This window comes from Enterococcus sp. DIV0840 (genome assembly GCF_050527835.1).
GTDB lineage: Bacteria > Bacillota > Bacilli > Lactobacillales > Enterococcaceae > Enterococcus_L > Enterococcus_L ureasiticus.
In genome coordinates, this window is the sequence record NZ_CP172876.1 from 1,286,451 (window position 1) to 1,310,441 (window position 23,991).

The following is a 23,991-nucleotide window of genomic DNA, read 5'->3' on the forward strand; positions in this document are numbered from 1 at the left end:
AAGATAAAAATGAAGTGAGACAAAAAGCGTCGCACTCAATTTTTCCTATTTTTCAGTCGAGACTAAACGAGCCCATTACACTTTTAGTATAGGAGGCATCAATGAGTGAAAAAAAATATTATTACATTTGAAAATGTCGTCAAACAATATGATGATGAAAAAGTGCTGAAAAATGTCAGTTTTGAAATCGAACAGGGAAAGTTTTATACGTTATTAGGACCTTCCGGTTGTGGAAAAACAACGATTTTACGAATTTTAGCTGGTTTTGTAGATGCTACCGAAGGGGATATTTATTTTGACGGCCAAAGAATCAATGATATTCCCGCAAATAAACGTCAAGTTAATACAGTATTTCAAGATTATGCCTTGTTTCCTCATATGAATGTCTTTGATAATGTTGCATTCGGTTTGAAAATCAAAAAAATACCGAAAAAGGAAATTGAAAAGAAAGTCAAAGATGCGCTTAGAATGGTGCAATTACCTGGTTATGAAGTGCGAGAAATCAGTGAAATGTCCGGCGGTCAGCGTCAGCGTGTGGCAATTGCCCGAGCTATCGTCAATGAACCGAAAGTTTTACTATTGGACGAACCGTTATCTGCTTTGGATTTAAAATTACGTACAGATATGCAATATGAATTGCGTGAGCTGCAGCAACGTTTAGGTATCACATTTATTTTTGTCACGCATGATCAAGAAGAAGCCTTAGCAATGAGTGATGAAATTTTTGTCATGAACAAAGGACATATCGTGCAAAGTGGCACACCAGTCGATATTTATGATGAACCAATCAATCATTTTGTGGCTGATTTTGTAGGTGAAAGTAATATCGTCAATGGTACGATGATCGAAGATAATCTAGTTGAATTTGTCGGCAAACGTTTTGAATGTGTGGATGGTGGGATGCGCCAAGCGGAGCCTGTTGAAATAATGCTACGTCCAGAAGATTTAACGATTACTACTGCAGATAAAGGGAAATTAGTGGTAACAGTCGATACGCAACTGTTCCGTGGCGTTCACTATGAAATTATTTGTTATGATGAAGATCATAATGAGTGGATGGTTCATTCAACTAGAAAAGCCACAGAAGGCGCAAAGGTCGGTCTCTTTTTTGAGCCAGAGGATATTCACGTGATGCGTTTCAATGAGTCAGAGGAAGATTTTGATGCTCGCTTAGAAAGCTACGAAGAATAGGAGGAGTAATAATGAAAACAATGCGTCGGATTTATTCGATTCCTTATATGATGTGGCTGTTATTCTTTGTGATCGCGCCAGTTTTGATGATTATTTACCAGTCTTTCTTTGATATGAATGGGCACTTTACTTTAGATAATTATCAAACGTATTTTACCTCTGGAACGTATCTTAGTATGACCTTGAACTCGGTCTGGTATGCTTTTTTGATTACATTATTTACCTTGTTGATCAGTTATCCGACAGCGTACTTTTTGACAAAATTGAAGCATAAACAGTTGTGGCTGATGTTGGTGATTTTACCAACATGGGTGAATCTTTTGCTGAAAGCTTATGCATTTATTGGAATCTTTAGTATTCATGGTAATGTGAATCAGTTTTTAAGTTTTCTCGGTATTGGACCTCAGCAAATTTTATTTACGGATTTTAGTTTTTTATTTGTAGCGACTTATATCGAAATTCCGTTTATGATTTTACCGATTTTTAATGCGCTGGAAGAGTTAAATCCTTCATTGATCAGTGCCAGCCGTGATTTGGGGGCCAATAGTGTTGAAACCTTTCAACGAGTGATCTTTCCTCTTTCATTAAATGGTGTGAAAAGTGGGGTTCAAGCAGTCTTTATTCCATCACTTTCATTATTCATGTTGACTCGTTTGATTGGTGGAAATCGAGTGATCACACTTGGAACAGCCATCGAAGAGCATTTTATGGTAACACAAAACTGGGGCATGGGATCAACGATCGGTGTCATATTGATCGTTGCGATGTTTATCGTGATGTTGTTGACAGGTGAGAAGAAGAAAAAGGGGCGGGTGAAATGACAAAGAAAAAATTTAAATGGTCTTATTTGTATCTGATCATCGTTTTCGCTTTATTATATGCGCCGATTTTTTATCTGATTTTTTACTCATTCAATGATACGGATACGATGAATAAATTTACTGGTTTCACGCTTGCAAATTATACGGCTGTTTTTGAAGATACTCGATTGTTGATCATTGTGTTGAATACTTTTATGTTGGCCTTTTTATCTGCGTTGTTAGCAACGATCATCGGAACATTTGGTGCAATGGGCATCTATTATACGAGACGAAGAAAAACGAGAACGGCATTAATGAGTTTTAATAATATTTTATTGGTTTCCCCAGACGTAATTATCGGTGCTAGTTTCTTGATCTTTTTTACGGCGGTTGGATTTATTAGTTTGGGATTTGCCAGTGTGTTATTATCTCATATTGCGTTTAGTATTCCGATCGTAGTATTGATGGTGCTGCCGAAACTGCAAGAGATGAATGATTCGATGGTGGATGCTGCTCGTGATCTTGGCGCAAATAATGTGCAAGTAATCAAGAATATTATTTTGCCGTTTTTAGCACCAGGAATTATTGCGGGCTATTTTATGGCATTTACGTATTCTTTAGATGATTTTGCCGTGACCTTTTTCGTTACAGGAAACGGATTCTCTACACTTTCAGTTGAAATCTATTCTAGAGCAAGACAAGGAATTAGTTTAGAAATCAATGCCTTAAGTGCTTTAGTATTCATTTTCTCTATGATTTTAGTGATTGGTTACTATTTTATCAGCCAAGATAATACCTCTAAACGTGTAAAAAAAATGCGTCGGGAACAAAGTGAGGTGGCTAACCTTAAATGAAAAAACTACAATCTTTGCTTATTGGCATTTTAGCGATCATTTTGATTCTATTTTTAGGCGTGCATCAATTGGAAAAAGCCAGCGGAATGTCTGGTGCTGATACCTTGACGATTTATAATTGGGGCGATTATATTGATCCTGATTTATTACGTAAATTTGAAAAAGAGTCCGGCTACAAGGTTACTTATGAAACCTTTGATTCCAATGAAGCCATGTTCACGAAAATTCAGCAAGGGGGAACAGCTTATGATATTACGATTCCCTCTGAATATATGATCCAAAAAATGATGAAAGAAAAAATGCTATTGCCGATCGACCATAAGAAACTGAAAGGCATAGAAAATATTGATGACCGTTTTTTAAATTTAGATTTTGATCCGCAAAATAAGTATTCGATTCCTTATTTTTGGGGAACATTAGGAATCATCTACAATGACAAATTTATCGGTGAAGATGAAATCAAGCATTGGGATGATTTATGGAAACCCGAATTAAAAGATAATGTGATGCTGATTGATGGAGCACGTGAAGTTTTAGGTCTTTCTTTAAACAGTTTAGGTTATTCTTTGAATAGCAAAAACAATCAAGAATTGCGTGAAGCGACAGACAAACTAAACAAACTAACAACCAATGTTAAAGCTATCGTAGCAGATGAAATAAAAATGTATATGATCAATGAGGAAAGCGCAGCTGCTGTAACGTTTTCTGGTGAAGCCGCTGAAATGCTTGATGGCAATGAACATTTGCATTATGTGATTCCATCAGAAGGGTCTAATTTGTGGTTTGATAATATCGTGATTCCTAAAACTGCGAAAAATATCAAAGGATCCTATGAATTTATCAATTTTATGCTGCGACCTGAGAATGCTGCTCAAAATGCGGAGTATATTGGTTATTCTACACCTAATAAAGCAGCTAAAAAACTATTGCCCAAAGAAATTTCTAGTGATGAACAGTTTTATCCAAGTGATGAAGTTATTAAGCATTTAGAAGTTTATGAAGATTTAGGGGCGAAATACTTAGGGATTTATAATGACTTGTTTCTTGAGTTTAAGATGTACCGCCGATGATTGGAAAACTCAGTAAAAACGGGTTAAATCAACAAAAATTCAGGAGAGTAAGCTACCGTTTTTACTGCCAGTTTTCCAAAATTCTACCAAAAGCGACGAAATTGTCGCTTTTTTGGTGTTTTCTACCAGAGAATTTTAGCTAGAAAGCTTGATGTGTATAGGGTTAAGCACATATTTTTTTTTAAGAGAAAAATAATCATTTAAAAAGGATTATTAAAAATTGCTTTTTTAGCTAGAAAAGAGTGTTAAAAACATCTACTGTAAACAGTGAATATAAATATATTCGTTTTTTAATATTCAAAAAAATAAGTGTTTACTTTTAAATTAGAAATAAGCTATTCATGACAAAAAGATTGTAAAGCTAACTTATATGCTGATTTTATTGTAACTATAGTTAACAAATGATAAAATTAGTTTATATTATGTTAAATTGGAGAGTGGGAAATTTGGATAGCAATTATTTTATTAATACACCAACGAATATTTTACAAAATGATAATCTAAGAGAACCACAAATTTTAGCGTATGCAGAAGTTTATGAACATTTTAAAATAAAAAATAAAACTAAAAAACATGCTATTGTTATTTTACCAACAGGAAGTGGTAAAACTGGATTAATTTCGTTACTTCCATATAATATTGCAAATGGAAGAGTTCTAATAATTGCTCCACAATTAACTATTCTAAACACAATTGAGAATAGTCTAGATAGTGGTAATTCAAGTAACTTTTGGATAGACACAGGCATTATTAAAGATCCTTTGAAATTACCTGTAGTTGTAAAGTATGAAGGTCGAGAAACTAGAAAAGAACACATGAAGCAAGCTCATATTGTTATAGCAAACATACAAAAATTGCAAAGTAGAAATGAAATGGCGCTTTTAAATCAATATGAATCCAATTTTTTTGATATGATTATTATTGATGAAGCCCATCACTCAGAAGCAACTACTTGGATAGAAAATTAAAATCATTTTTCAGATGCTAAAGTAGTAAAATTGACAGCTACCGCATATCGGACTGATCAAAAACAATTAGTTGGGGAGCTTGTTTATAAATATAAACTTAGTCAAGCGATGAGTAATGGATATGTAAAATCACTAGAAAAGTTTAATTATGTTCCTGAACAACTTTATTTTACTTTAGATGATGACTATACTAAAAGATATACCTATCAACAAATTTTGGATATGGAACTAAAAAGTGAAGATTGGGTAGCTCGATCAGTTGCTTTTTCAGATGAATGTAAAAAAAGTGTTGTAAAAAAAAGTATAGAAATACTTGAAAGAAAAAGAGAAAATACAACTGTCCCTCATAAAATTATCGCTGCTGCTTCTAATATTAAAGAAGCAAAAAGAATTGCTAAAATATACACTGCTGAAGGATACAAAGCAATTGCAATACACAATGAGTTAAAACCAGATGAGAAAGAAAAAGCCTTTTCAGATATAGAAAAATCATCGTGTAGATGTTATTGTCAATGTTTCTATGATGGGAGAAGGTTATGATCACAAATACTTATCAGTTGCAGCTATTTTTAGGGCCTTTAAAAGTCCCTTGCCTTATGAGCAATTTATAGGTAGAATATTAAGGGCAATACCTGAGAACGAAGTGAAAAAAGCTGAAGATAACATAGGAAGTGTAGTGGCTCACGAACTACTTTTTCTAGATGAATTATGGGAATACTATAAATCTCAATTGCAAGAAAGTGATTTTATTGATGAGTTGACAGATAGAGAGATTCCTGACTCACCTCCTTCTCCTGACAACCTTACTGGTGATGTAATTGAAGTTGACTTTCGTCAAGTAAATGAAATTGGTGAAGGTGATATGAATCATTCTGTTTATATGGAAACAGATTATATTATTCAAGCGCAAAAAGAAAGACAAGAAAGACAAATAAAAATTTCAGAACTTTCCAAGCTTCTGGACATTACAAATGATGAAGCGTCTGATATACTAAACAGACAAAGCTCTAGTACAAATGAGTTGAAGCGTCCTGATGTAATCTTGAAAAGAAGAAAAAAAACAACTGATACTAATATAAGACAAGTCATCGTTCCTGAACTTTTATTATCTGCTGGTGTTGAAATAAATGGAACAGAATTAAGTGATTTACCCATTTTTAAAGGGAAATACTACTGGATACCAAGTAAAATTAAGGATAATGGAGATATGCTAGCAACATATTTCAATTCATTTTTAAAAAATTCTATTGGCTATAAACGAGAAGAATGGTCTAATGAAGATTACGAACGTGCTGGTGAATTATTAGAACAACAAGCTGAATACCTTAAGGACTTCCTTGAAAGGACTGAATGATATGAATAATCAAATTGAAAGAATATACGAGTTAACTAATTTAACAATTTTAACTCCTCATAATCTTATAGAAAACATTAAGCTGGAAAATTATACTGAAATTAAATTTTATAAAGAAGAAAAGAATATTATTTGTAAAATGACTTCTATAGAAGATAATGAAGAAGTTCATTATCTTTATGAATTTGATAGAAATGATAACTTAAAAACTGCTAAAATATTATATGCATCTGAAGAATTAGAAATATTTAATAGATCAAAAGAATTAGAGCATTTAATAAATCAACATGAAAATCAACAAATTTTAAACACAAAAATAAGCTAGATAAAGATAAAAAAGGCGCCTATATAAAGGGTGTCTTTTTTTATTGGAATAAGAAACTCATAAAATAATTATCTTTGATACTACAACCATTTAAGGAGACAAAAATATGAATATAATAAAGTATAAAGCGATTACGCTGTTTAGTTTACTAACAGTCCTAATCGCTTTTTTTATTTCCCCTATTACTACATTCGCTGCTACAGTAAATTATGAAAAAGTAGCGAACTATATTTCCACATGGCATGTTAAGTCATTAGGCGGTTTACACTGGACTGATGAAGGCATCCATATGATTAAAGCGGACAATCAACCTGCTTTCTGTATTGAACATGGAACACTTCTTACTGGTGGTTCTGGATTCACCCCATCTGAACTAACTATCGCAGAAAAAGAGCGTCTTTCATTAATCGCGTACTACGGTTATCAAGTAAACCCTACTATTGATAATTATGGGATTACTCAAAACTTAGTTTGGCTTGAATTTGGTGATGAATTATTAACCACAGCTATTCCAAATTTTGAGAATCGAAGAAATGAGATATTAAATCAAGTCAAAAATCATAATACTAAACCGACTTTTAATAACCAAACCATCAATCTAAAAGTTGGTGAGTCCGTTACTTTAGAAGATAAAAATAATGTCTTATCCAAATATGTTAAACAGATTAGTAATTCCGCTAACCTCAAAATTGAGAAGAACGGCAATAAATTAACATTGACTGCTACCAAAGACTCGAAGGAATCTGGAACCATTAAGTATAGTATTGCTGATTCCAATTCAGTTGGGCAAAGCTTTGTCTATGCTAAACCCAATGAACAAAAAGTTGCCACCTTTAAACTTTCAAATGCGGGTGAATTCAATCTAAATGTCAAAGTGAAACTAAATGGCAATATCAAAGTAAAGAAAATCGATAAAGATACTGGAAAACCTCTACCAAATGCTAAGTTAAAATTTGAGTACAATAATCAAACCAAGGAAGTGATGACAGATTCTAACGGACTTGCTCAAATAAATGATATTACTCAAGGGACAACTGTAACGATTAGTGAAGTGACTGCACCAGATGGTTTCTTCAATCAAGGCGAACTAAAAAAAGTGGTAGTAGAACCAAATAAAACCATTGAAGTAACTTTAGATAATGCACCTCAAAAAGGACAACTATCCCTTATAAAAAAAGGAAAAGTCCCAGTAGGTCTTGAAAAGAAAGAAACAAAATACGGTGATTTATATGAATTCAAATTTGATTATCAACCTCTTGCAGGTGTGACCTACGATATTCAAGCGACGGAAGACATCAAAGTAGGCAGCACCACTCATGCTAAGAAAGGAGACACGGTTGCTACGGTAGTAACTGGTGATGGTGGTGAATTAATTGACATGCCTCTTCTCTACCTTGGTAAATACCAAGCTATAGAAAAATCTGCACCTGATGGATTCATCATTGATTCCACTCCGATTCCTTTTGAATTCACTTATCAAGGCCAAACAATTGAATTGGTCTCTGAATCCTTATCCGATACCAATGAATTTCAAAAAATAAAATTAACCCTTCACAAATCTGAAGAGATCATCAAAGAATGGAAAGAAAACCTCCCTATTCTTGATGTCCAAGAAGCAAATGGTAAAGTATTTGATTTGTACACAGATCAAACCATGTCGTTTGCTGACCAAGAACTCCCTCAAGACTCTTTAATTAATTATGGAACGGTCAAAGAAGGTCTTTTAACGTTGGATGAGCTTCAGTATCCAGAAGGCGACTATTACTTTAAAGAGCTAGATTCAGGTACTAACCACGACTTAAATCCCAATAAGTACCCTTTTAGCTTTAAAGCTGAAGATAATGATTCACTGAAAGAAATTATTATCTATGAGTCTCCTACCGAAGAAGGTTCAGATATTCCTATCTTAAACAAATTACATTTTAATGAATTCCGTATCAAGAAAAGCAATGAACAAGCGACATTGAAAAATAAAAATGGGTATGAATTTAATTATGACGGTCTAGGAACAGGTGCTGAATTTACACTTGAAGATGAAGATGGAAAAGTTTTACAAACCGTTTCGATCGACAAAGAATCCATAGGTACTTTTTCAAACATTCCTGTAGGGACGTTCTATCTGAAAGAAAAGTCCCCTTCTTCCGATCATTACCTCCCCCTTGATTCTATTATTCAAATAACTTCTACTAAGGAAGCCATTAAAGCTACAGATACGGATGGAAAAGTGATAGGAGAACAGCTTTCTGGCAATGAAGAAACTCCTATTCTATTAGAAATCAAAAATGACTTAATAAAAGGAAGTGCTGAATTAACTAAGAAAGATGTTTCTACTGGTGAAATTCTTCCGAACACAGATATTAGAATTCTTGATGAAGATAAAAACTGTATTATTGAAGGAAAAACCGATGAAAAAGGAACCTTCACCTTTAAAGAGTTACCAAAAGGAATCTACTATTTTCAAGAATTTGGTGCGCCACAAGGCTACCAATTAGATGAAACACCAGTAAAATTTGAAATCAAAGAACATGGGAAGTTGGTGAAATGTGAAATGACAAATAAAAGAACAGAAACAAATCCATTACCACAAACAGGAGAATCACGCAGTTCTCTTCTACTTGGCATTGGTATTGCCTTATCTCTTAGTGCGCTAGCTTTTATTGGCGTAAAGAAAGTAAAAAAATCAAAAGAAACTAACGACTAAACACAAGAATCTACTTTCTAAAAGATTTTTGTGTTTTTTATGTCTTCTAGGAGGCTAAGTATGAATCCTATTCGCTCACCAACAACAGATTATGAAAACCAAACAAATTTAAATCAACTAAAAGAAAGAGGTAACTAAAAATGGAATTAAAACACATTATCCCCAATATGGAAAAAACATTTGGTCATCTGGAATATGCGGGTGAAGGAACAGTTGAACAAAGAAGAATCAATGGAAAACCGACTGTACTATCTCGCAGTTATAATCTTTACTCAACAATTCAACGCGCAGATGATATTGAAGTCATTTTACCTGCCGATGCTGGTGAAAAACATTTTGAAGTAGACGATAAGGTGAAGCTTTTGAATCCAAAAATCACAGCTGAAGGATACAAAATTGGAACGAGAGGATTCACAAATTACATCATGCACGCTGATGATATTGTGAAATTATAGGAGGAAAAAATTATGAGATTAGCTGAAGGAATTGTCATTGAAAAAGAAGAAACATTTGGTAAATTAAAATTTTCGGCATTGCGTCGAGAAGTTCGGATTCAAAATGAAGATGGAACAGCTTCAAACGATATCAAAGAACGCACTTACGATTTAAAATCAACAGGTCAAGGACGCATGATTCAAGTAAGTATCCTTGCTTCTGTTCCACTAAAAGAATTTGAGTACAATGCAGAAGTGGAATTAATAAATCCAATTGCAGATACAGTCGCTAACGCCACTTACCAAGGCGCAGATGTAGACTGGTATATTAAAGCCGATGATATTAAACTAAAGGAAAAAGTGCAAATGTCAAAAAAAGAACCTACTAACGGGAAATAGGAAGTATGTTAGATGATTTCTAAATCGCTCGTGATAGAACCTTTTCCTAGAGAACAGGCAATATCTTTTATTCGGAACTACCACTATTCAAAAGTGATTCCTAGATTGTGCAAATACTTTCTAGGAATCTATTGTGAAAAGGAATTGTTAGGTGTAATAGAGCTTGGTTGGGGAACTCAGCCACTACAAACGATTCGAAAACTTTTTCCCGAACAGAATTTAGTTACAAAGGATTATTTAGAAATTGGGAAATGTGTTTTCTACCCAAAATGAATCAAACGAACTACTTTGGTAGACTTGCTCTTTCCACGCTTGTTAAGTGGCTTAAAGAGAATACAGACTACCTCTTTTTATATACGTTAGCTGATGGGATTGAAGGAAAATGTGGCTATGTTTATCAAGCTGCTAATTTTTATTATGGCGGTTACTTCAAGACAAGTGTTTATCGTCACAGTATAACTTCCGAAAAAATCCATCCTCGAAGTGCGCGAATTTTGTTAGAAGAAAACGCCCAGTTTGATGGTGTATCTAAAAGAAATTGGTTAACTCACGATTTTTGTGAATATAAAGGTATTGAAAAGATTAATGGCCGTATGTTTCGTTATCTTTATCCTTTAACAAAGGATGCTGAAAAACTCCTGAAATGCTCACCAAAATATATGAGAGGCAATTATCCAAAAGGAAATGAGCTTCGATTTGAAAAGCGAATAGCTTATCGAAAATACAAAAGCATTCCCCAACCATCCTTTGATAAAAATTGTCATGCATATACCACACAAAAGTTCACTCTTTAATGAAAGGAGACTCTCAACATGAACTGAACTTATCGTGGAAAACGAACTAGACCGAGTAACAAAAATTTACTTTATCATTTTACACTGGTTAGACTACTGCCCATTTTCCTTTCTATTCTTTTGTTGTTCTACCATAAACAACTTCTTCAAACGAACTGGGAAAATGTAAGTCTTATAGATGCAAACATACACTTAAATATCCCCTATTTAATGAGCAGTCTCTTCACTGCGTTTTTTGTTTGCCTTTTAGTAACTTATCTTTACTATCACTACCGAATTGACCGTATTAAACAATTGCAGCACCGTCAAAAATTAGCACGAATGATTCTAGAGAATGGCTGGTATGAATCCGAACAAATACAATCAGACAGTTTTTTTAAAGACTTAGGTAGTAGTAAAGCGAAAGAAAAAATCCGTTATTTTCCAAAAGTTTATTATCAGTTAAAAGATGGTTTGATTCATATTGATGTAGAAATCACAATGGGGAAATATCAAGATCAACTCTTAAGATTAGAGAAAAAATTAGAAACAGGGCTGTATTGTGAACTTACGGATAAAATCCTTAAAGACTCCTATGTGGAATACATCCTTCTTTACGATACGATTAACAGTCGGATTACCATTGATGACGTTCAAGCTCAAAATGGACAACTGAAATTAATGGATAATGTTTGGTGGGCATATGACTCCCTTCCTCATATGTTAATTGCTGGCGGAACTGGTGGAGGAAAAACTTATTTTATCCTAACAATTATTGAAGCCCTTCTTCAAACCAATGCCACTATTTATGTCCTTGATCCAAAGAATGCTGACTTGGCTGACTTAGAAACGGTTATGCCAAATGTCTATTATAAGAAAGAAGATATGATTGACTGCCTAAATCAATTTTATGATGAAATGATGTTACGAAATGAAACCATGAAATTAATGGATGGATATAAAACAGGTAAAAACTACGCCTATTTAAATTTACCTGCTCACTTTTTAGTTTTCGATGAGTATACTTCTTTCATGGAAATGATTGGACGTGACAGTATAGAAGTCATGAGTAAGCTTAAACAAATCGTGATGTTAGGACGACAATCTGGATTCTTCTTGATTTTGGCTTGTCAGAGACCTGATGCAAAATATTTAGGTGATGGTATCCGTGATAATTTTAATTTCCGAGTAGCTCTAGGAAGAATGTCAGAACTTGGCTACAATATGATGTTTGGTGAGAACGATAAAAACTTTTTCTTGAAGCCTATCAAAGGTCGTGGATATGTAGATGTTGGAACAAGTGTCATTAGTGAGTTTTATACTCCTCTTGTTCCAAAAGAGCACGACTTTTTAGAAGCTATTCAACAAGAGCTCAATCAACACAAGCAGGCTGTGGCTGAATCGTGCGAAGCGAAAGATGCAGATACAGACTAGCTTGTTGTTGGTGTGGCCAAGCCACACCAACAGGTTTAGCCCCCTTATACCTAACAGGGGGGCACAAAAGCAACTGGAAACAGTTCCTAAAATATCCTAAAGCCCTTACCCACAAGGATTATTAACATACTATGCAGATGTAAACTAAGCACTAAAAGTTTACATCTGTATTTTTTATTGGAGGTTTGCGATTGAATACAAACGAAACTTGGAGAAAAGAACTAAAAAACAAACGGTTAACTTATGGTCTCTCACAAAACAAGCTCGCCCTGGCGTCTGGCATTACTCGTTCCTATATAAGTGACATAGAAACTGGAAAAGTAATGCCTACACTTAAGTTAAAAGAAACTCTAAATAGCACTTTAGAACGTTTTAATCCAGATAATCCTTTGGAGATGCTTTTCGATTATGTCCGAATTCGATTCCCCACCGACAAGGTGGATCATGTGATTGAACATATTTTACGAATCAACATAGATTATATGCTTCATGAAGACTTTGCTTTTTACGGTTATCAAGAACATCTTCGCTTTGGTGATATAGTCGTCATGATTTCTTATGATATTACTAAAGGAACATTACTTGAACTCAAAGGAAAAGGCTGTGGTCAATTCGAAAGTTTTTTGTTGGCTCAACATCGTAGCTGGTTTGATTTTTTTCGGACTTGCTTGGAAGAAAAAGCAGTCTTTAAACGTCTGGATTTGGCAATCAATGACAAGGTTGGCATCTTAGATATTCCTGAACTAACTCGAAAATGTAAACAAGAAGAATGTATTTCGGTTTTTCGTAGCTTTAAAAATTATCGTTCTGGGGAATTGGTTCATCGGGACGAAAAAGCAGGTATGGGAAACACCTTGTATATAGGCTCACTGAAAAGTGAAGTCTATTTTTGTATCTACGAAAAAGACTATGAACAATACGTCAAAAACGCTGTCCCTATTGAAGAAGCAGCTATCAAAAATCGGTTTGAAATTCGGTTAAAAAATGACAGAGCCATACATGCCGTTCAGGATTTATTAGCCTTTAATGATGCTGAAAAGACAGCATTTGATATCATTAACCGCTATTTACGCTTTGTAGATAAAGACGAAACAAAACGTCGAACAGATTGGGAGACCAATGAACGTTGGGAATGGTTTATAGGCAAAGATCGTGGGGCGCTAAGATTAACAACCGAACCTGAACCCTACTCTTTTGAACGAACGTTAAATTGGTTACGGCATCAAGTTGCCCCGACATTAAAAGTAGCAAAAATGTTGGGTACCTTAAATAAAACAGATACAGTGGATGAACTCATTCGCGAAGCTCGCTTAAATGAGCGACATGAGAAAATATTAGAACAACAATCTTATAGTACGGAGGGCGTCATTTTATGAATCGTCTAACGAAAGAATTAAAACTACTGGGATTTTTTTGTTTCAAAGAAAATGAACTGTATATGTTAGATACAGGAAAATATACTTCTTTAGTCATTGAAGGGTACAAAAAACCAAATGATATTTACTATAGATACACCTTTTACAAACAGACTTTTCATAAGTATCGCTCTAATAGTGCTACAACTTATGGAAAACATTTAACGCCTGCTAAATTACTAGAACGTGTACGCATCTATTTATCGAATAGAACAAATTATTTAAATGGAAGGAGCAAAACATAATTATGAACTTTGGACAAAATTTATATACCTGGTTTCTATCTAATGCACAATCGCTCGTTTTAATGGCCATTGTTGTGATTGGGATTTATTTAGGCTTTAAACGTGAATTTTCAAAACTCATCGGATTTTTAATTATTGCATTGATTGCAGTTGGATTGGTGTTTAATGCTGGTGGGGTCAAAGATGTACTGTTGAATATTTTTAATAAAATTATTGGTGCCTAGGAGGAATTCATACAATGGAAATGCAAGTTTATATTGCCAATCTTGGCAAGTACAATGAGGGCGAACTGGTCGGCGACTGGTTCACTCCTCCTATTGATTTTGATATAGTCAAAGAACAAATTGGATTAAACGATGAATATGAGGAATACGCCATCCACGATTATGAGCTTCCATTTGAGGTTGGTGAATATACACCAATATCAGAAATCAATCGAAAATGCGCATTAATTGAAGAACTAGAAGGAACAGATTTTTATGACAACATCTCAGAATTTATGAATTACTGGTTTAATGATATTGAAGAATTAATAGAAAATAAAGATGATATCATTTGTTATCCAGATTGTGACAGTATGGAGGATGTCGCTCGTTACTATGTAGAAGAAACTGGAAGCCTTGGTGAAGTTCCGAGTAATCTACAGAACTATATAGACTATCAAGCTCTTGGACGAGACATAGAAATTGAAGGGAGTTTTTTAATTACTTCTAATGGAATATTTGAATATATTGGATAATTTATCATTTGTACTATAAAAAAATATGTACAGAATATATTCTTTTAAGGTGTTATAATGTAAGAAAAACCTTAGGAGAAAAATTTATCCATGAAAATAACAAAAAAAGAATTATTAACCAATGTCTTGTTAGAAAAAAATACTACTTTTCTTCTTGGAGCAGGTGCTTCTGCTCCTTTCTTTTCATCTTTAGGAAATTTTGAATTTATATTATCACATCCTTCAATTAGTTCAAATGGCAAAAACCTAATTAAAATATTTTTCTATGAACAATCTATAGCTGACAACTCTTATTTATTAAATTACTTAGGAAATGTTTGTTATTGTGGAGAGAAAGCAAAACAAATGGAGCAAATACTAGATGAGTACATTCGTTTTGTGCACAATTCTTTAGAGTTTTTAAAAGTACGAAATAGCAGAGTATCTCCTAAGAGAGTCAATATCGTTACTACAAATTATGATCTATTTTTTGAATCTGCGATTGAAAAAAGTATAGAAAATAATCCTCGAATTTTTTTTAATGATGGCGCTAATGGATACATGAAAAGAATTTTAAACACAGATAATTTCAATAAAACTCTTCTATATTCTGGTGTTTTTGATAATTATTCTAGTGAAATGCCTGTAATTAATTTAAATTAAATGCCATGGATCAATCAATTGGGAATAATATAATAAAAGTAATACTTCGAAACCGAAAGTAATAATCACTCCACATTCCAAGTTAATTCCCAAAATAAATGAACTACTTTCCTCTTTTATAGACAAACTGAAACTAGGTATAACTGAACCTAGCTTTACACTGAATAATGATTTCAGTACAGTTGAAGACTTTTTGAAACTATTAAATACCGAAGTTACAGAAAATATTGTTGAAGATATTAATAAACTAGCTGAACTATCAAAAAAACAAATAGAACCGATCATTGCAGAAATAGAAAAACTACAAATAGTATTGCCAACTAAAAGGAAGTTTCAAACAACTGTAATTGAAGAACACTATTTTAATATGCTACGTTTATTAAGTTATGAACTGGAAAAAGAGCAATCAGCTCTTATAGTTTTTGGCTTTTCATTCTATGATGAGCATATATCGGATGTTGTTCAAAGATCTTTAAATAATCCAAATCTTCTAATTTTAATCATGTGCTACCAAGATGGAAATAAAGAAGATATAATATCAAAATTTAATTTTTCACTTCAAGCAATACCGAGTAACATTGTATTTATTGAACCAAAAGATTTTCTAATAGAAGAAATGACTGAACAAGAATTTACTCAAAAATATGAAGATACTGATCTTTCTCAATACACTATTATAAAAAATGAAGGTCAGGTAAAAATATATAGTAAAGATGTTAATAAATCCTTATATGATGAAACTCAAGTTCCAATTTTAAATTTTTCATCTTTTAATTCCATATTAGAAGAAGAGTTCACCAATAAGTATCAATCTGTTTTTCTGAATGAAGAAGGTGAAGAGATTGAATAATTTAGAAATAGGTATAGTAGTTGAAGTTAAAGGTTTCATAAATAGAATTGCAACGTTTGACAACACCAACCATGCTACTTTTATTCAAAATGGAGAATTGATAAGAAATGTAAGTGTTAATAGTTTTATTGTTATTTCACAAGGATTTGTAAAAATTATTGCAAGAATTAACTCAGAGTCTATTTGGGATACTCAAAACAGTATTAATGATTATAAATTAGATAGAAGGTTTTCTAAAATAATATTAAACGAATTTTAGAAGTTCAAACAATTGGGTATATACAAAATAACAAATTTCATAGTGGAGCATCCTTTTTACCAATGATTGGAAATATATGCTCGATTCCAAACAGTGATGATATTAACAAAATATATATAAATAACTATGTAGAAGAAGCAGATAACATTACTATAAATGTTGGAGAAAGTTTAATTGAGCAAAAAAATATTGCTCTACCTATAAATTCATTTTTCGCTTCTCACATTGGAATATTTGGAAATACTGGTAGCGGAAAATCAAATACTCTTCACAAATTACACTATGAGTTATTCTCAATAGAAATTTTAACAAAAATTAGAGAGCAGAGTAATTTTTTGATACTAGATTTCAACGGGGAATACATTCAAGATCATTCGTTTGGAATTCCTGTAGGTCATGATAAAAAAGTCTATGAATTAAGCTCAAGGTCAAGTAATTCAGATAAGTTTCCAGTAAAACTATCAGTTTTCTATAACGATGAAATGTTAGCACTTTTATTTCAAGCAACAACTCAGACTCAGAAGCCTTTTTTATCTAGAGTTGTAAATGGTCAAAAGAAATACGGCACAGGGATAGCTCCTCTTAGCAATTGAATCATATATTTAATAAAACAAGTTTATAAAGGTAGCCCCGATGCAAATATTAGAAATAAACTTGTTGAGACTTTAGAGCATTATTTTGAAGGTGTTAATTATTATCTACAAGAAATAAAAAGAACTTCCATACATTCTGTAAATAATTGTTTTATAGTGGAACGAGCAGGTTATACACCAATTTACTTTAATAGTGATTGGAATGACGCATATTCATCCACCCTTAAAATCGAAGACCTTAGAGTTTTTTTAATTTCCAGCGAATTGGATGCTTTTGAAGAATTTGAGATAAGGTGTAAACTTCAATTGCTAAATGATTTACTATATGGAAATGTAGTTTCAGAACATATTGATCCATTAATCAAAAGAATAGAAGCTCGCTTAAAATCTATCTCTAACTATATCGAATTAAAGGATTCATTCCCTGAACAAACATTTTTACAAATTATTTCTTTAAAAAATTTAAATCAGGAAGCAAAAAAAGTTTGTTCATTAATAATATCAAAAATGTATTTCGACTATCATAAAAATGCTAATGAAGGTAGGAGCTTTCATCTCATTATTGACGAAGCTCATAATATTTTATCAGGTCAATCTGCAAGTGAGCATGGTAGCTGGAAAGATTATCGATTAGAAATGTTCGAGGAAATCATCAAAGAGGGACGTAAATTCTCTTTTTTCCTGACATTATCCAGTCAACGACCAGCAGATATATCACCAACCATTCTTTCTCAAGTTCATAACTTTTTTCTGCATAAATTAGTTAATGAGAGAGACTTACAAATAATTGATAACTCTATCTCTACCCTAGATAAGATTTCAAAGTCAATGCTTCCAATACTATCTCAAGGAGTATGTATCATATCAGGAACAGCAGTTTCTATGCCAATTACGGTCAAAATAGACTTTATTGAAGATATTAAGTTAAGACCAAAAAGTGATACAATTACTCTAACTGACACTTGGAAGTAAAATATTTTAAATAATTAAGTTATTGAAGAGTAATCTATATTTATAGTATAGATTGCTCTTTTTTACTTTTTAAGAAAGGATTTAATTTGATGAAAAAAATAAAAAGTTACACCAGCATCTGGAATGTTGAAAAAGTTATCTATGCTATTAATGACTTACAACTCCCATTCCCTATTACATTTACCCAAATGACATGGTTCGTGGTATCTATTCTTTTTGTCATTTTGTTTAGTAATATCCCACCTCTCTCATTCATTGATGGGGCGTTTCTAAAATATCTAGGCTTGCCTGTTGCCTTTACATGGTTTATGAGTCAAAAGACTTTTGATGGAAAGAAACCGTATGGATTCTTAAAATCCATCCTCTCCTATTTTTTCCGATCTAAACTAACGTATGCCTACAAGCCTATAAAATTAAACACTCAAAAATTAAATGAATCCATTACAATTGTAAGGAGTGAACTTTATGAAGTATCCGATTAAATATATTGAAAATAACCTGGTATTCAATCATGATGGTGAATGTTTTGCCTATTATGAATTGATACCCTATAACTATAGTTTTCTGAGTCCAGAAGAAAAGTTTCAAGTACATGATAGCTTTCGTCAATTGATTGCTCAAAATCGTGATGGAAAAATTCATGCCTTGCAACTTAGTATCGAATCTAGTATTCGAGTTACACAGGAGCGATCTAAAGACGAAGTTACTGGTAAATTAAAAGAAGTCGCAACTAAAAAAATAGACGAACAAACTGAAGCGTTAGTTGAAATGATTGGAGACAATCAAGTTGACTATCGCTTTTTTATTGGCTTTAAATTATCCCTCAATGATCAAGAAGTTTCTATTAAGAATGTGTCCAACGAGTTTTGGATTTCGTTACAAGATTTTTTTCATGATGTGAATCATAAACTTATGGGAGATTTTGTCTCTATGAGTAATGATGAGATTGATCGTTTTTCCAAAATGGAACACCTTCTTGAAAATAAAATCTCAAAACGTTTTAAGATTCGTCGCGCAGCTAAAGATGATTTTGGCTATATCATTGAACACATTTATGGACAAACAGGAACGCCCTATGAAGAATACACTTATCACCTACCGACTAAAAAACTAAAAAAAGAAACCTTAGTAAAACGGTATGACCTCTTAAAACCAACTCGTTGCTTAATCGAAGAAAAACAACGCTATTTGAAAATTGAAAACGAAAATAAGACAACCTACGCTGCTTATTTTACAATCAATTCTGTTATTGGCGAACTTGGTTTTCCTAATAGCGAAATTTTTTATTATCAGCAACAACAATTCTCCTTCCCAATCGATACTTCAATGAACGTAGAAATCGTCACCAACAAAAAAGCTCTTTCTACTGTACGTAACAAAAAGAAAGAACTTAAAGATTTAGACAATCATGCATTTGAAAGTAATAATGAGACGAGCTCAAACGTCGTAGATGCTTTAGATTCTGTAGATGAACTTGAAAGTACCTTAGATCAAACAAAAGAGTCTATGTACAAACTAAGCTATGTTGTCCGTGTCTCCGCAAGTGATCCAGATGAATTAAAACGTCGCTGCAATGAAGTCAAAGATTTCTATGATGATTTTAGTATCAAATTGGTTCGTCCTTTTGGCGATATGCTTGGGTTACATGGTGAATTTATTCCTGCTTCTAAACGATATATAAACGACTATATCCAATATGTTACTTCTGATTTTTTAGCTGGCTTAGGTTTTGGTGCAACTCAAATGCTAGGAGAAACAGAAGGGATCTATGTAGGATACAACCTAGATACAGGAAGGAATGTGTATCTAAAGCCAAGTCTAGCTAGTCAAGGTGTGAAAGGTTCTATTACCAATGCCTTGGCTTCTGCATTCATCGGTTCTCTTGGTGGTGGTAAATCCTTTAGTAATAACATGCTCATTTACTACGCTGTTTTATTTGGTGGGCAAGCCGTTATCGTTGATCCAAAAGCAGAACGAGGAAACTGGAAAGAAACGTTACCAGATATTGCGCACGAAATTAATATTGTGAACCTTACAAGCGAAGAAACCAATAAAGGGCTACTTGATCCATATGTCATTTTAAAACGCCCTAAAGATAGTGAAAGCCTAGCGATTGATATTTTGACATTCTTAACAGGAATATCCAGTCGGGATGGTGAAAAATTTCCTGTCTTACGAAAAGCCATTCGTCGTGTTACCAAAAGTAAAACTCGTGGACTCTTACTTGTTCTGGATGAGCTACGAAAAGAAGATACGATTATCAGTAACCATATAGCTGATCACATTGAATCCTTTACGGATTATGATTTTGCTCACTTATTGTTTAGTGATGGAACTGTTGGACAGTCTATTAGTTTGGATAAGCAGCTCAATATTATTCAAGTTGCGGATTTAGTTCTTCCAGATGCTGAAACTGGGTTTGAAGAATATACGACGATGGAACTACTAAGTGTTGCCATGCTAATTGTCATCAGTACCTTTGCTTTAGATTTCATTCACTCTGACCGCTCTATCTTTAAAATGGTTGACCTAGATGAGGCTTGGAGTTTTCTTCAAGTAGCTCAAGGAAAGACCCTTTCAATGAAGCTAGTCCGTGCTGGACGAGCCATGAATGCAGGGGTCTATTTTGTTACGCAAAATGCGGATGATTTACTAGATGAAAAACTAAAAAATAATCTTGGGTTGAAATTTGCTTTCCGTTCTACGGATATTAATGAAATTAAAAAGACACTGGAATTCTTTGGTATTGATAAAGAAGATGAAGGCAATCAAAAACGATTAAGAGATTTAGAAAATGGTCAGTGTCTCCTTTCAGATTTATATGGTCGTGTAGGTGTGATTCAATTTCATCCAATTTTTGAAGAGTTGCTACATGCTTTTGATACAAGACCTCCTGTGAGAAAAGAGGTGTCCTAATGAAACCAAAATGGTCTTTAAAGAAAATTATCTTATCCCTACTTCTATTGGTTGGGGTTGTTTTACTTTCGTTAATTTTGCGAGGAACCTTTGTAGAAGCTGCTGGGTTAGTAGACGATACCATTAATTCCAGTAATGTGTATTCAAAATACCCGCTTGATAATTACCAACTCGATTTTTATGTCGATAATTCATGGGGCTGGTTACCTTGGAACTGGGGTGATGGGATTGGAAAACAAGTCACGTATGGGCTTTATGCCATTACCAATTTCATTTGGACAATATCACTTTATCTTTCAAATGCGACGGGTTACTTGATTCAAGAAGCATACAAATTAGACTTTATTTCTCAAACAACCGATGCAATTGGTCAAAACATGCAAACCATTGCAGGAATTACGAAACATGGCTTTTCCAGTTCCGGATTTTATGTGGGCTTTCTATTGATTCTAGTTTTAGTTTTGGGTATCTATGTCGCTTATACAGGGTTATTAAAACGTGAAACGACTAAAGCTGTTCAAGCCGTTATTAACTTTTTCGTGGTGTTTATTTTATCTGCTTCTTTTATTGCTTATGCGCCTGATTATATTCAAAAGATTAATGAGTTCTCTACCGATGTAAGCAAAGCCAGTTTGGATATTGGTACAAAGATTATTCTGCCCAATTCTGATTCTAAAGGAAAAGATAGTGTCGACTTAATACGAGACAGTTTATTCTCTATTCAAGTGCAACAGCCTTGGCTTCTTTTGCAATACGATGATTCTAATATTGAATCGCTAGGAGAATCTCGTGTTGAAAAACTGCTTTCCGTTAGCCCAACACTTAATGACGGAAAAGACAGAGAAACGACCGTTAAAGATGAGATTGAGAATAAGAAAAATAACAATTTGAGTATCACCAAAGCCATTAATCGATTGGGAACAGTCTTTTTCTTATTCTTCTTTAACATCGGCATTTCTATTTTTATCTTTCTGCTCACAGGGATTATGATCTTTTCTCAAGTCTTCTTCATTGTCTATGCCATGTTTCTACCAATTAGTTTTCTGCTAAGTATGATTCCTAGTTTTAAAAGTACCAGTAAAAGAGCTGTTATGAAACTCTTTAATGTTATTATGACCCGAGCTGGTATTACGCTGATCATCACCGTTGCCTTTAGCATTTCTACGATGTTGTATTCATTGTCTGCAAGTTCGCCCTTCTTTATGACGGCATTCTTACAGATCGTTACGTTCGCTGGAATCTATTTAAAATTAGGCGACTTGATGAGTCTTTTTGCATTACAAAGCAATGATTCTCAAGGTGTTGGAAAACAAATTTTCCGTAAACCTAAGCACTTAGTTAATCGCCAAACAAGAAAAATCCAACGCCAACTCAGTAAAAGTCTTATTTCAGAAGGCCCACCTTCTAAAAAGAAAGCAGCAGCTAATAGTAAATCTGTTCCTCAAACTCACGACAGACAAAATAATGTTCCTTCACTTATTAAACCGAAGCAACCATTATCAGAACGACTTGGGAAAACAACAGGTAATGTGTTAGATATTAAACAACGAGCAAATGATAAAACCAAACTGTTAAAAGAGCAAACAAAAGATTTACCGACGCAAGCTAAATATGCGATTCATAAAAAGAAAGTCAACTTAAAAGAAGGCATTCAAAACTTTTCTGACACAACTAAAAATACACCACAAAAAAATCATGGCGAACGATTGAAACAACACCAGCAACATAGACAAACAATTGCTCAGAAAAGAATAGAAATGGAACAAGCAAAAACCAATCGTAAAACTAGCCCACCTAAAACTCAAAATAAAACGAATTCAAAAACACCAGATCATCCACGTCCGCTTACAAAAGATACTATCAAGCCTTATCCAAAATCTGAAAAAATGAATGCATCAACTACACCAATCATCCGTGAAAATAAACCAGTTAAAAATAAGAATCCTCACCTTAAACAATCAAAAGAAAATCAAACTACGAATAACACGACACAAAAAAGAAAGCAACCAAGCAAACGAGGTTCTAAAAAATGAAACTCTTAAAACTAAAGTTTACTCTACTACTTGGTAGTTTATTTATGATCCTATTTAGCTTGATTTTCTGCGTCACTCTTTTTTTCTCAGATGATGACAGTAGTGCTCAAGACTCTTCTGATATAGGTGGGTTGTCTGTTTCAAAGGAAGTTCTTTCTCATAAGAATACCGTTGAGAAATACTGCAAGGAATATGATATTTCAAAATATGTTCGCTATATTCTTGCGATTATGCAGGTTGAGTCTGGTGGGAAAGGTCAAGATGTGATGCAAAGTAGTGAGTCTCTAGGACTTCCTCCAAATACCTTATCTACTGAAGAATCAATTAAACAAGGCTGTAAATACTTTAGCGAACTTTTGAAGTCTTCCAGTGACTTAGGCTGCGATGTTGATTCAGTCATTCAATCCTATAATTATGGTGGTGGCTTTCTACAATACGTTGCTTCTCACGGAAAGAAATATTTTTATGAACTAGCAGAAAATTTCTCAAAAGAAAAATCAGGTGGTACTAGAGTAAGTTATCCCAATCCAATTGCCATCCCTATTAATGGTGGATGGCGATACAACTATGGAAATCAATTTTATATAAAGTTAGTTTTTCAATATCTAACGGTGACTGAATTTGATAATCAAACTGTCCACGAAATCATGGATGAAGCATTGAAGTACCAAGGCTACCCTTATGTCTTTGGTGGTGCCAGTCCTGAGACAAGTTTTGACTGTAGTGGGTTAACGTTATGGTGTTTTGGAAAAGCTGGCATAACCCTTCCCAGAATCGCTCAAGCACAGTATGACGCTACACAACACATTCCATTAACTGATGCAAAAGCAGGGGACTTAGTTTTCTTCCACTCAACCTATGATACATCAGACTATGTGACACATGTTGGCATTGTCGTATCTCCAACTCAAATGTATCACGCAGGAGACCCAATTGGTTATGGCGATCTTACCTCGTCCTATTGGCAACAACATCTGATTGGTGCAGGGCGAATCATTACTAAATAAGAGAAAGGAATCACATT

Annotated in this window: 25 protein-coding genes and 1 pseudogene; all 26 read left to right on the forward strand. The window is 33.6% G+C overall.

The genetic code is table 11. The features are described from left to right. Positions 1 to 105: 105 nt before the first annotated feature. A complete protein-coding gene (locus tag IGL98_RS06060) occupies positions 106 to 1,191 on the forward strand; it encodes an ABC transporter ATP-binding protein (RefSeq protein WP_069645209.1) in 1,086 nt (361 codons plus the stop codon). Between the two features lie 11 nt (positions 1,192 to 1,202). Continuing rightward, a complete protein-coding gene (locus tag IGL98_RS06065) occupies positions 1,203 to 2,012 on the forward strand; it encodes an ABC transporter permease (RefSeq protein ID WP_069645208.1) in 810 nt (269 codons plus the stop codon). Further along, positions 2,009 to 2,845: an ABC transporter permease gene (locus IGL98_RS06070; protein ID WP_206912317.1), complete on the forward strand. Its 837-nt coding sequence runs from the start codon at positions 2,009 to 2,011 to the stop codon at positions 2,843 to 2,845. The genes IGL98_RS06065 and IGL98_RS06070 overlap by 4 nt, the downstream gene beginning before the upstream one ends. Continuing rightward, positions 2,842 to 3,915: an ABC transporter substrate-binding protein gene (locus tag IGL98_RS06075; protein WP_206912316.1), complete on the forward strand. Its 1,074-nt coding sequence runs from the start codon at positions 2,842 to 2,844 to the stop codon at positions 3,913 to 3,915. Before IGL98_RS06070 ends, IGL98_RS06075 begins: the two co-directional genes overlap by 4 nt. 446 nt (positions 3,916 to 4,361) lie before the next feature. Continuing rightward, on the forward strand, positions 4,362 to 4,883 hold the full coding sequence (locus IGL98_RS06080; protein WP_206844274.1) for a DEAD/DEAH box helicase: 522 nt from the start codon (positions 4,362 to 4,364) through the stop codon (positions 4,881 to 4,883). A 30-nt stretch (positions 4,884 to 4,913) separates the two neighbouring features. After that, positions 4,914 to 5,423, forward strand: coding sequence for a hypothetical protein (locus IGL98_RS06085; protein WP_206844271.1), 510 nt, complete (start codon positions 4,914 to 4,916; stop codon positions 5,421 to 5,423). Then, entirely contained in the window at positions 5,407 to 6,237 is an 831-nt protein-coding gene (locus IGL98_RS06090; protein WP_206912315.1) for a hypothetical protein, read from the forward strand. The genes IGL98_RS06085 and IGL98_RS06090 overlap by 17 nt, the downstream gene beginning before the upstream one ends. A 1-nt stretch (position 6,238) precedes the next feature. Beyond that, on the forward strand, positions 6,239 to 6,562 hold the full coding sequence (locus tag IGL98_RS06095) for a hypothetical protein (protein WP_206844265.1): 324 nt from the start codon (positions 6,239 to 6,241) through the stop codon (positions 6,560 to 6,562). Between the two features lie 106 nt (positions 6,563 to 6,668). Next, the gene (locus tag IGL98_RS06100; RefSeq protein ID WP_206912313.1) at positions 6,669 to 9,263 is read left to right on the forward strand and encodes a SpaA isopeptide-forming pilin-related protein; all 2,595 of its coding nucleotides are present in this window, start codon (positions 6,669 to 6,671) and stop codon (positions 9,261 to 9,263) included. A 140-nt stretch (positions 9,264 to 9,403) separates the two neighbouring features. Beyond that, positions 9,404 to 9,718, forward strand: coding sequence for a YdcP family protein (locus IGL98_RS06105; protein WP_206844255.1), 315 nt, complete (start codon positions 9,404 to 9,406; stop codon positions 9,716 to 9,718). Between the two features lie 9 nt (positions 9,719 to 9,727). Further along, positions 9,728 to 10,096, forward strand: a complete 369-nt coding sequence (locus IGL98_RS06110; RefSeq protein ID WP_430605061.1) for a YdcP family protein — start codon at positions 9,728 to 9,730, stop codon at positions 10,094 to 10,096. Between the two features lie 12 nt (positions 10,097 to 10,108). Then, a pseudogene (locus IGL98_RS06115) lies at positions 10,109 to 10,890 on the forward strand (hypothetical protein). A gap of 84 nt (positions 10,891 to 10,974) precedes the next feature. Beyond that, complete coding sequence (locus IGL98_RS06120) at positions 10,975 to 12,303, forward strand: FtsK/SpoIIIE domain-containing protein (protein ID WP_206844383.1); 1,329 nt, start codon at positions 10,975 to 10,977, stop codon at positions 12,301 to 12,303. Between the two features lie 176 nt (positions 12,304 to 12,479). Continuing rightward, positions 12,480 to 13,679 (forward strand): MobT family relaxase, encoded by a 1,200-nt coding sequence (mobT, locus tag IGL98_RS06125; RefSeq protein ID WP_206912382.1) that lies wholly within the window; start codon positions 12,480 to 12,482, stop codon positions 13,677 to 13,679. Beyond that, positions 13,676 to 13,963, forward strand: coding sequence for a hypothetical protein (locus IGL98_RS06130; RefSeq protein ID WP_010818495.1), 288 nt, complete (start codon positions 13,676 to 13,678; stop codon positions 13,961 to 13,963). Before mobT ends, IGL98_RS06130 begins: the two co-directional genes overlap by 4 nt. Positions 13,964 to 13,965: 2 nt before the next feature. Next, entirely contained in the window at positions 13,966 to 14,187 is a 222-nt protein-coding gene (locus tag IGL98_RS06135) for a hypothetical protein (protein ID WP_010709716.1), read from the forward strand. A 14-nt stretch (positions 14,188 to 14,201) separates the two neighbouring features. Continuing rightward, positions 14,202 to 14,702: an antirestriction protein ArdA gene (locus IGL98_RS06140; protein ID WP_206912311.1), complete on the forward strand. Its 501-nt coding sequence runs from the start codon at positions 14,202 to 14,204 to the stop codon at positions 14,700 to 14,702. A gap of 90 nt (positions 14,703 to 14,792) precedes the next feature. Further along, positions 14,793 to 15,344 carry a hypothetical protein gene (locus tag IGL98_RS06145; protein ID WP_206844250.1) on the forward strand — a complete coding sequence of 184 codons (552 nt, stop codon included), beginning with the start codon at positions 14,793 to 14,795 and terminating at the stop codon, positions 15,342 to 15,344. Between the two features lie 193 nt (positions 15,345 to 15,537). After that, positions 15,538 to 16,194, forward strand: coding sequence for a hypothetical protein (locus IGL98_RS06150; RefSeq protein WP_206912309.1), 657 nt, complete (start codon positions 15,538 to 15,540; stop codon positions 16,192 to 16,194). Continuing rightward, positions 16,187 to 16,453 carry a hypothetical protein gene (locus IGL98_RS06155; protein WP_242590227.1) on the forward strand — a complete coding sequence of 89 codons (267 nt, stop codon included), beginning with the start codon at positions 16,187 to 16,189 and terminating at the stop codon, positions 16,451 to 16,453. The genes IGL98_RS06150 and IGL98_RS06155 overlap by 8 nt, the downstream gene beginning before the upstream one ends. A gap of 62 nt (positions 16,454 to 16,515) precedes the next feature. Then, positions 16,516 to 17,046, forward strand: coding sequence for a helicase HerA domain-containing protein (locus IGL98_RS06160; protein ID WP_242590226.1), 531 nt, complete (start codon positions 16,516 to 16,518; stop codon positions 17,044 to 17,046). Positions 17,047 to 17,202: 156 nt separating this feature from the next. Beyond that, positions 17,203 to 18,018, forward strand: coding sequence for an ATP-binding protein (locus tag IGL98_RS06165; RefSeq protein WP_242590225.1), 816 nt, complete (start codon positions 17,203 to 17,205; stop codon positions 18,016 to 18,018). Positions 18,019 to 18,107: 89 nt separating this feature from the next. Beyond that, a complete protein-coding gene (locus tag IGL98_RS06170; protein ID WP_206844229.1) occupies positions 18,108 to 18,500 on the forward strand; it encodes a conjugal transfer protein in 393 nt (130 codons plus the stop codon). Then, complete coding sequence (locus IGL98_RS06175) at positions 18,484 to 20,934, forward strand: ATP-binding protein (RefSeq protein WP_206912307.1); 2,451 nt, start codon at positions 18,484 to 18,486, stop codon at positions 20,932 to 20,934. The genes IGL98_RS06170 and IGL98_RS06175 overlap by 17 nt, the downstream gene beginning before the upstream one ends. Continuing rightward, the gene (locus tag IGL98_RS06180) at positions 20,934 to 22,967 is read left to right on the forward strand and encodes a CD3337/EF1877 family mobilome membrane protein (RefSeq protein ID WP_206912305.1); all 2,034 of its coding nucleotides are present in this window, start codon (positions 20,934 to 20,936) and stop codon (positions 22,965 to 22,967) included. The genes IGL98_RS06175 and IGL98_RS06180 overlap by 1 nt, the downstream gene beginning before the upstream one ends. Continuing rightward, on the forward strand, positions 22,964 to 23,974 hold the full coding sequence (locus tag IGL98_RS06185; RefSeq protein ID WP_206912303.1) for a lysozyme family protein: 1,011 nt from the start codon (positions 22,964 to 22,966) through the stop codon (positions 23,972 to 23,974). The genes IGL98_RS06180 and IGL98_RS06185 overlap by 4 nt, the downstream gene beginning before the upstream one ends. The last annotated feature ends 17 nt before the right edge of the window (positions 23,975 to 23,991 follow it).

Bases quoted from the DNA above. Each gene is read 5' to 3' on its own strand.
- IGL98_RS06185 (WP_206912303.1), top strand. From the start codon at position 22,964: ATGAAACTCTTAAAACTAAAGTTTACTCTACTACTTGGTAGTTTATTT.
- IGL98_RS06170 (WP_206844229.1), top strand. From the start codon at position 18,108: ATGAAAAAAATAAAAAGTTACACCAGCATCTGGAATGTTGAAAAAGTT.
- IGL98_RS06175 (WP_206912307.1), top strand. From the start codon at position 18,484: ATGAAGTATCCGATTAAATATATTGAAAATAACCTGGTATTCAATCAT.
- IGL98_RS06160 (WP_242590226.1), top strand. From the start codon at position 16,516: ATGATTGGAAATATATGCTCGATTCCAAACAGTGATGATATTAACAAA.
- IGL98_RS06075 (WP_206912316.1), top strand. From the start codon at position 2,842: ATGAAAAAACTACAATCTTTGCTTATTGGCATTTTAGCGATCATTTTG.
- IGL98_RS06065 (WP_069645208.1), top strand. From the start codon at position 1,203: ATGAAAACAATGCGTCGGATTTATTCGATTCCTTATATGATGTGGCTG.
- IGL98_RS06130 (WP_010818495.1), top strand. From the start codon at position 13,676: ATGAATCGTCTAACGAAAGAATTAAAACTACTGGGATTTTTTTGTTTC.
- IGL98_RS06140 (WP_206912311.1), top strand. From the start codon at position 14,202: ATGGAAATGCAAGTTTATATTGCCAATCTTGGCAAGTACAATGAGGGC.
- IGL98_RS06135 (WP_010709716.1), top strand. From the start codon at position 13,966: ATGAACTTTGGACAAAATTTATATACCTGGTTTCTATCTAATGCACAA.
- IGL98_RS06180 (WP_206912305.1), top strand. From the start codon at position 20,934: ATGAAACCAAAATGGTCTTTAAAGAAAATTATCTTATCCCTACTTCTA.
- IGL98_RS06145 (WP_206844250.1), top strand. From the start codon at position 14,793: ATGAAAATAACAAAAAAAGAATTATTAACCAATGTCTTGTTAGAAAAA.
- IGL98_RS06095 (WP_206844265.1), top strand. From the start codon at position 6,239: ATGAATAATCAAATTGAAAGAATATACGAGTTAACTAATTTAACAATT.
- IGL98_RS06100 (WP_206912313.1), top strand. From the start codon at position 6,669: ATGAATATAATAAAGTATAAAGCGATTACGCTGTTTAGTTTACTAACA.
- IGL98_RS06105 (WP_206844255.1), top strand. From the start codon at position 9,404: ATGGAATTAAAACACATTATCCCCAATATGGAAAAAACATTTGGTCAT.
- IGL98_RS06070 (WP_206912317.1), top strand. From the start codon at position 2,009: ATGACAAAGAAAAAATTTAAATGGTCTTATTTGTATCTGATCATCGTT.
- IGL98_RS06090 (WP_206912315.1), top strand. From the start codon at position 5,407: ATGGGAGAAGGTTATGATCACAAATACTTATCAGTTGCAGCTATTTTT.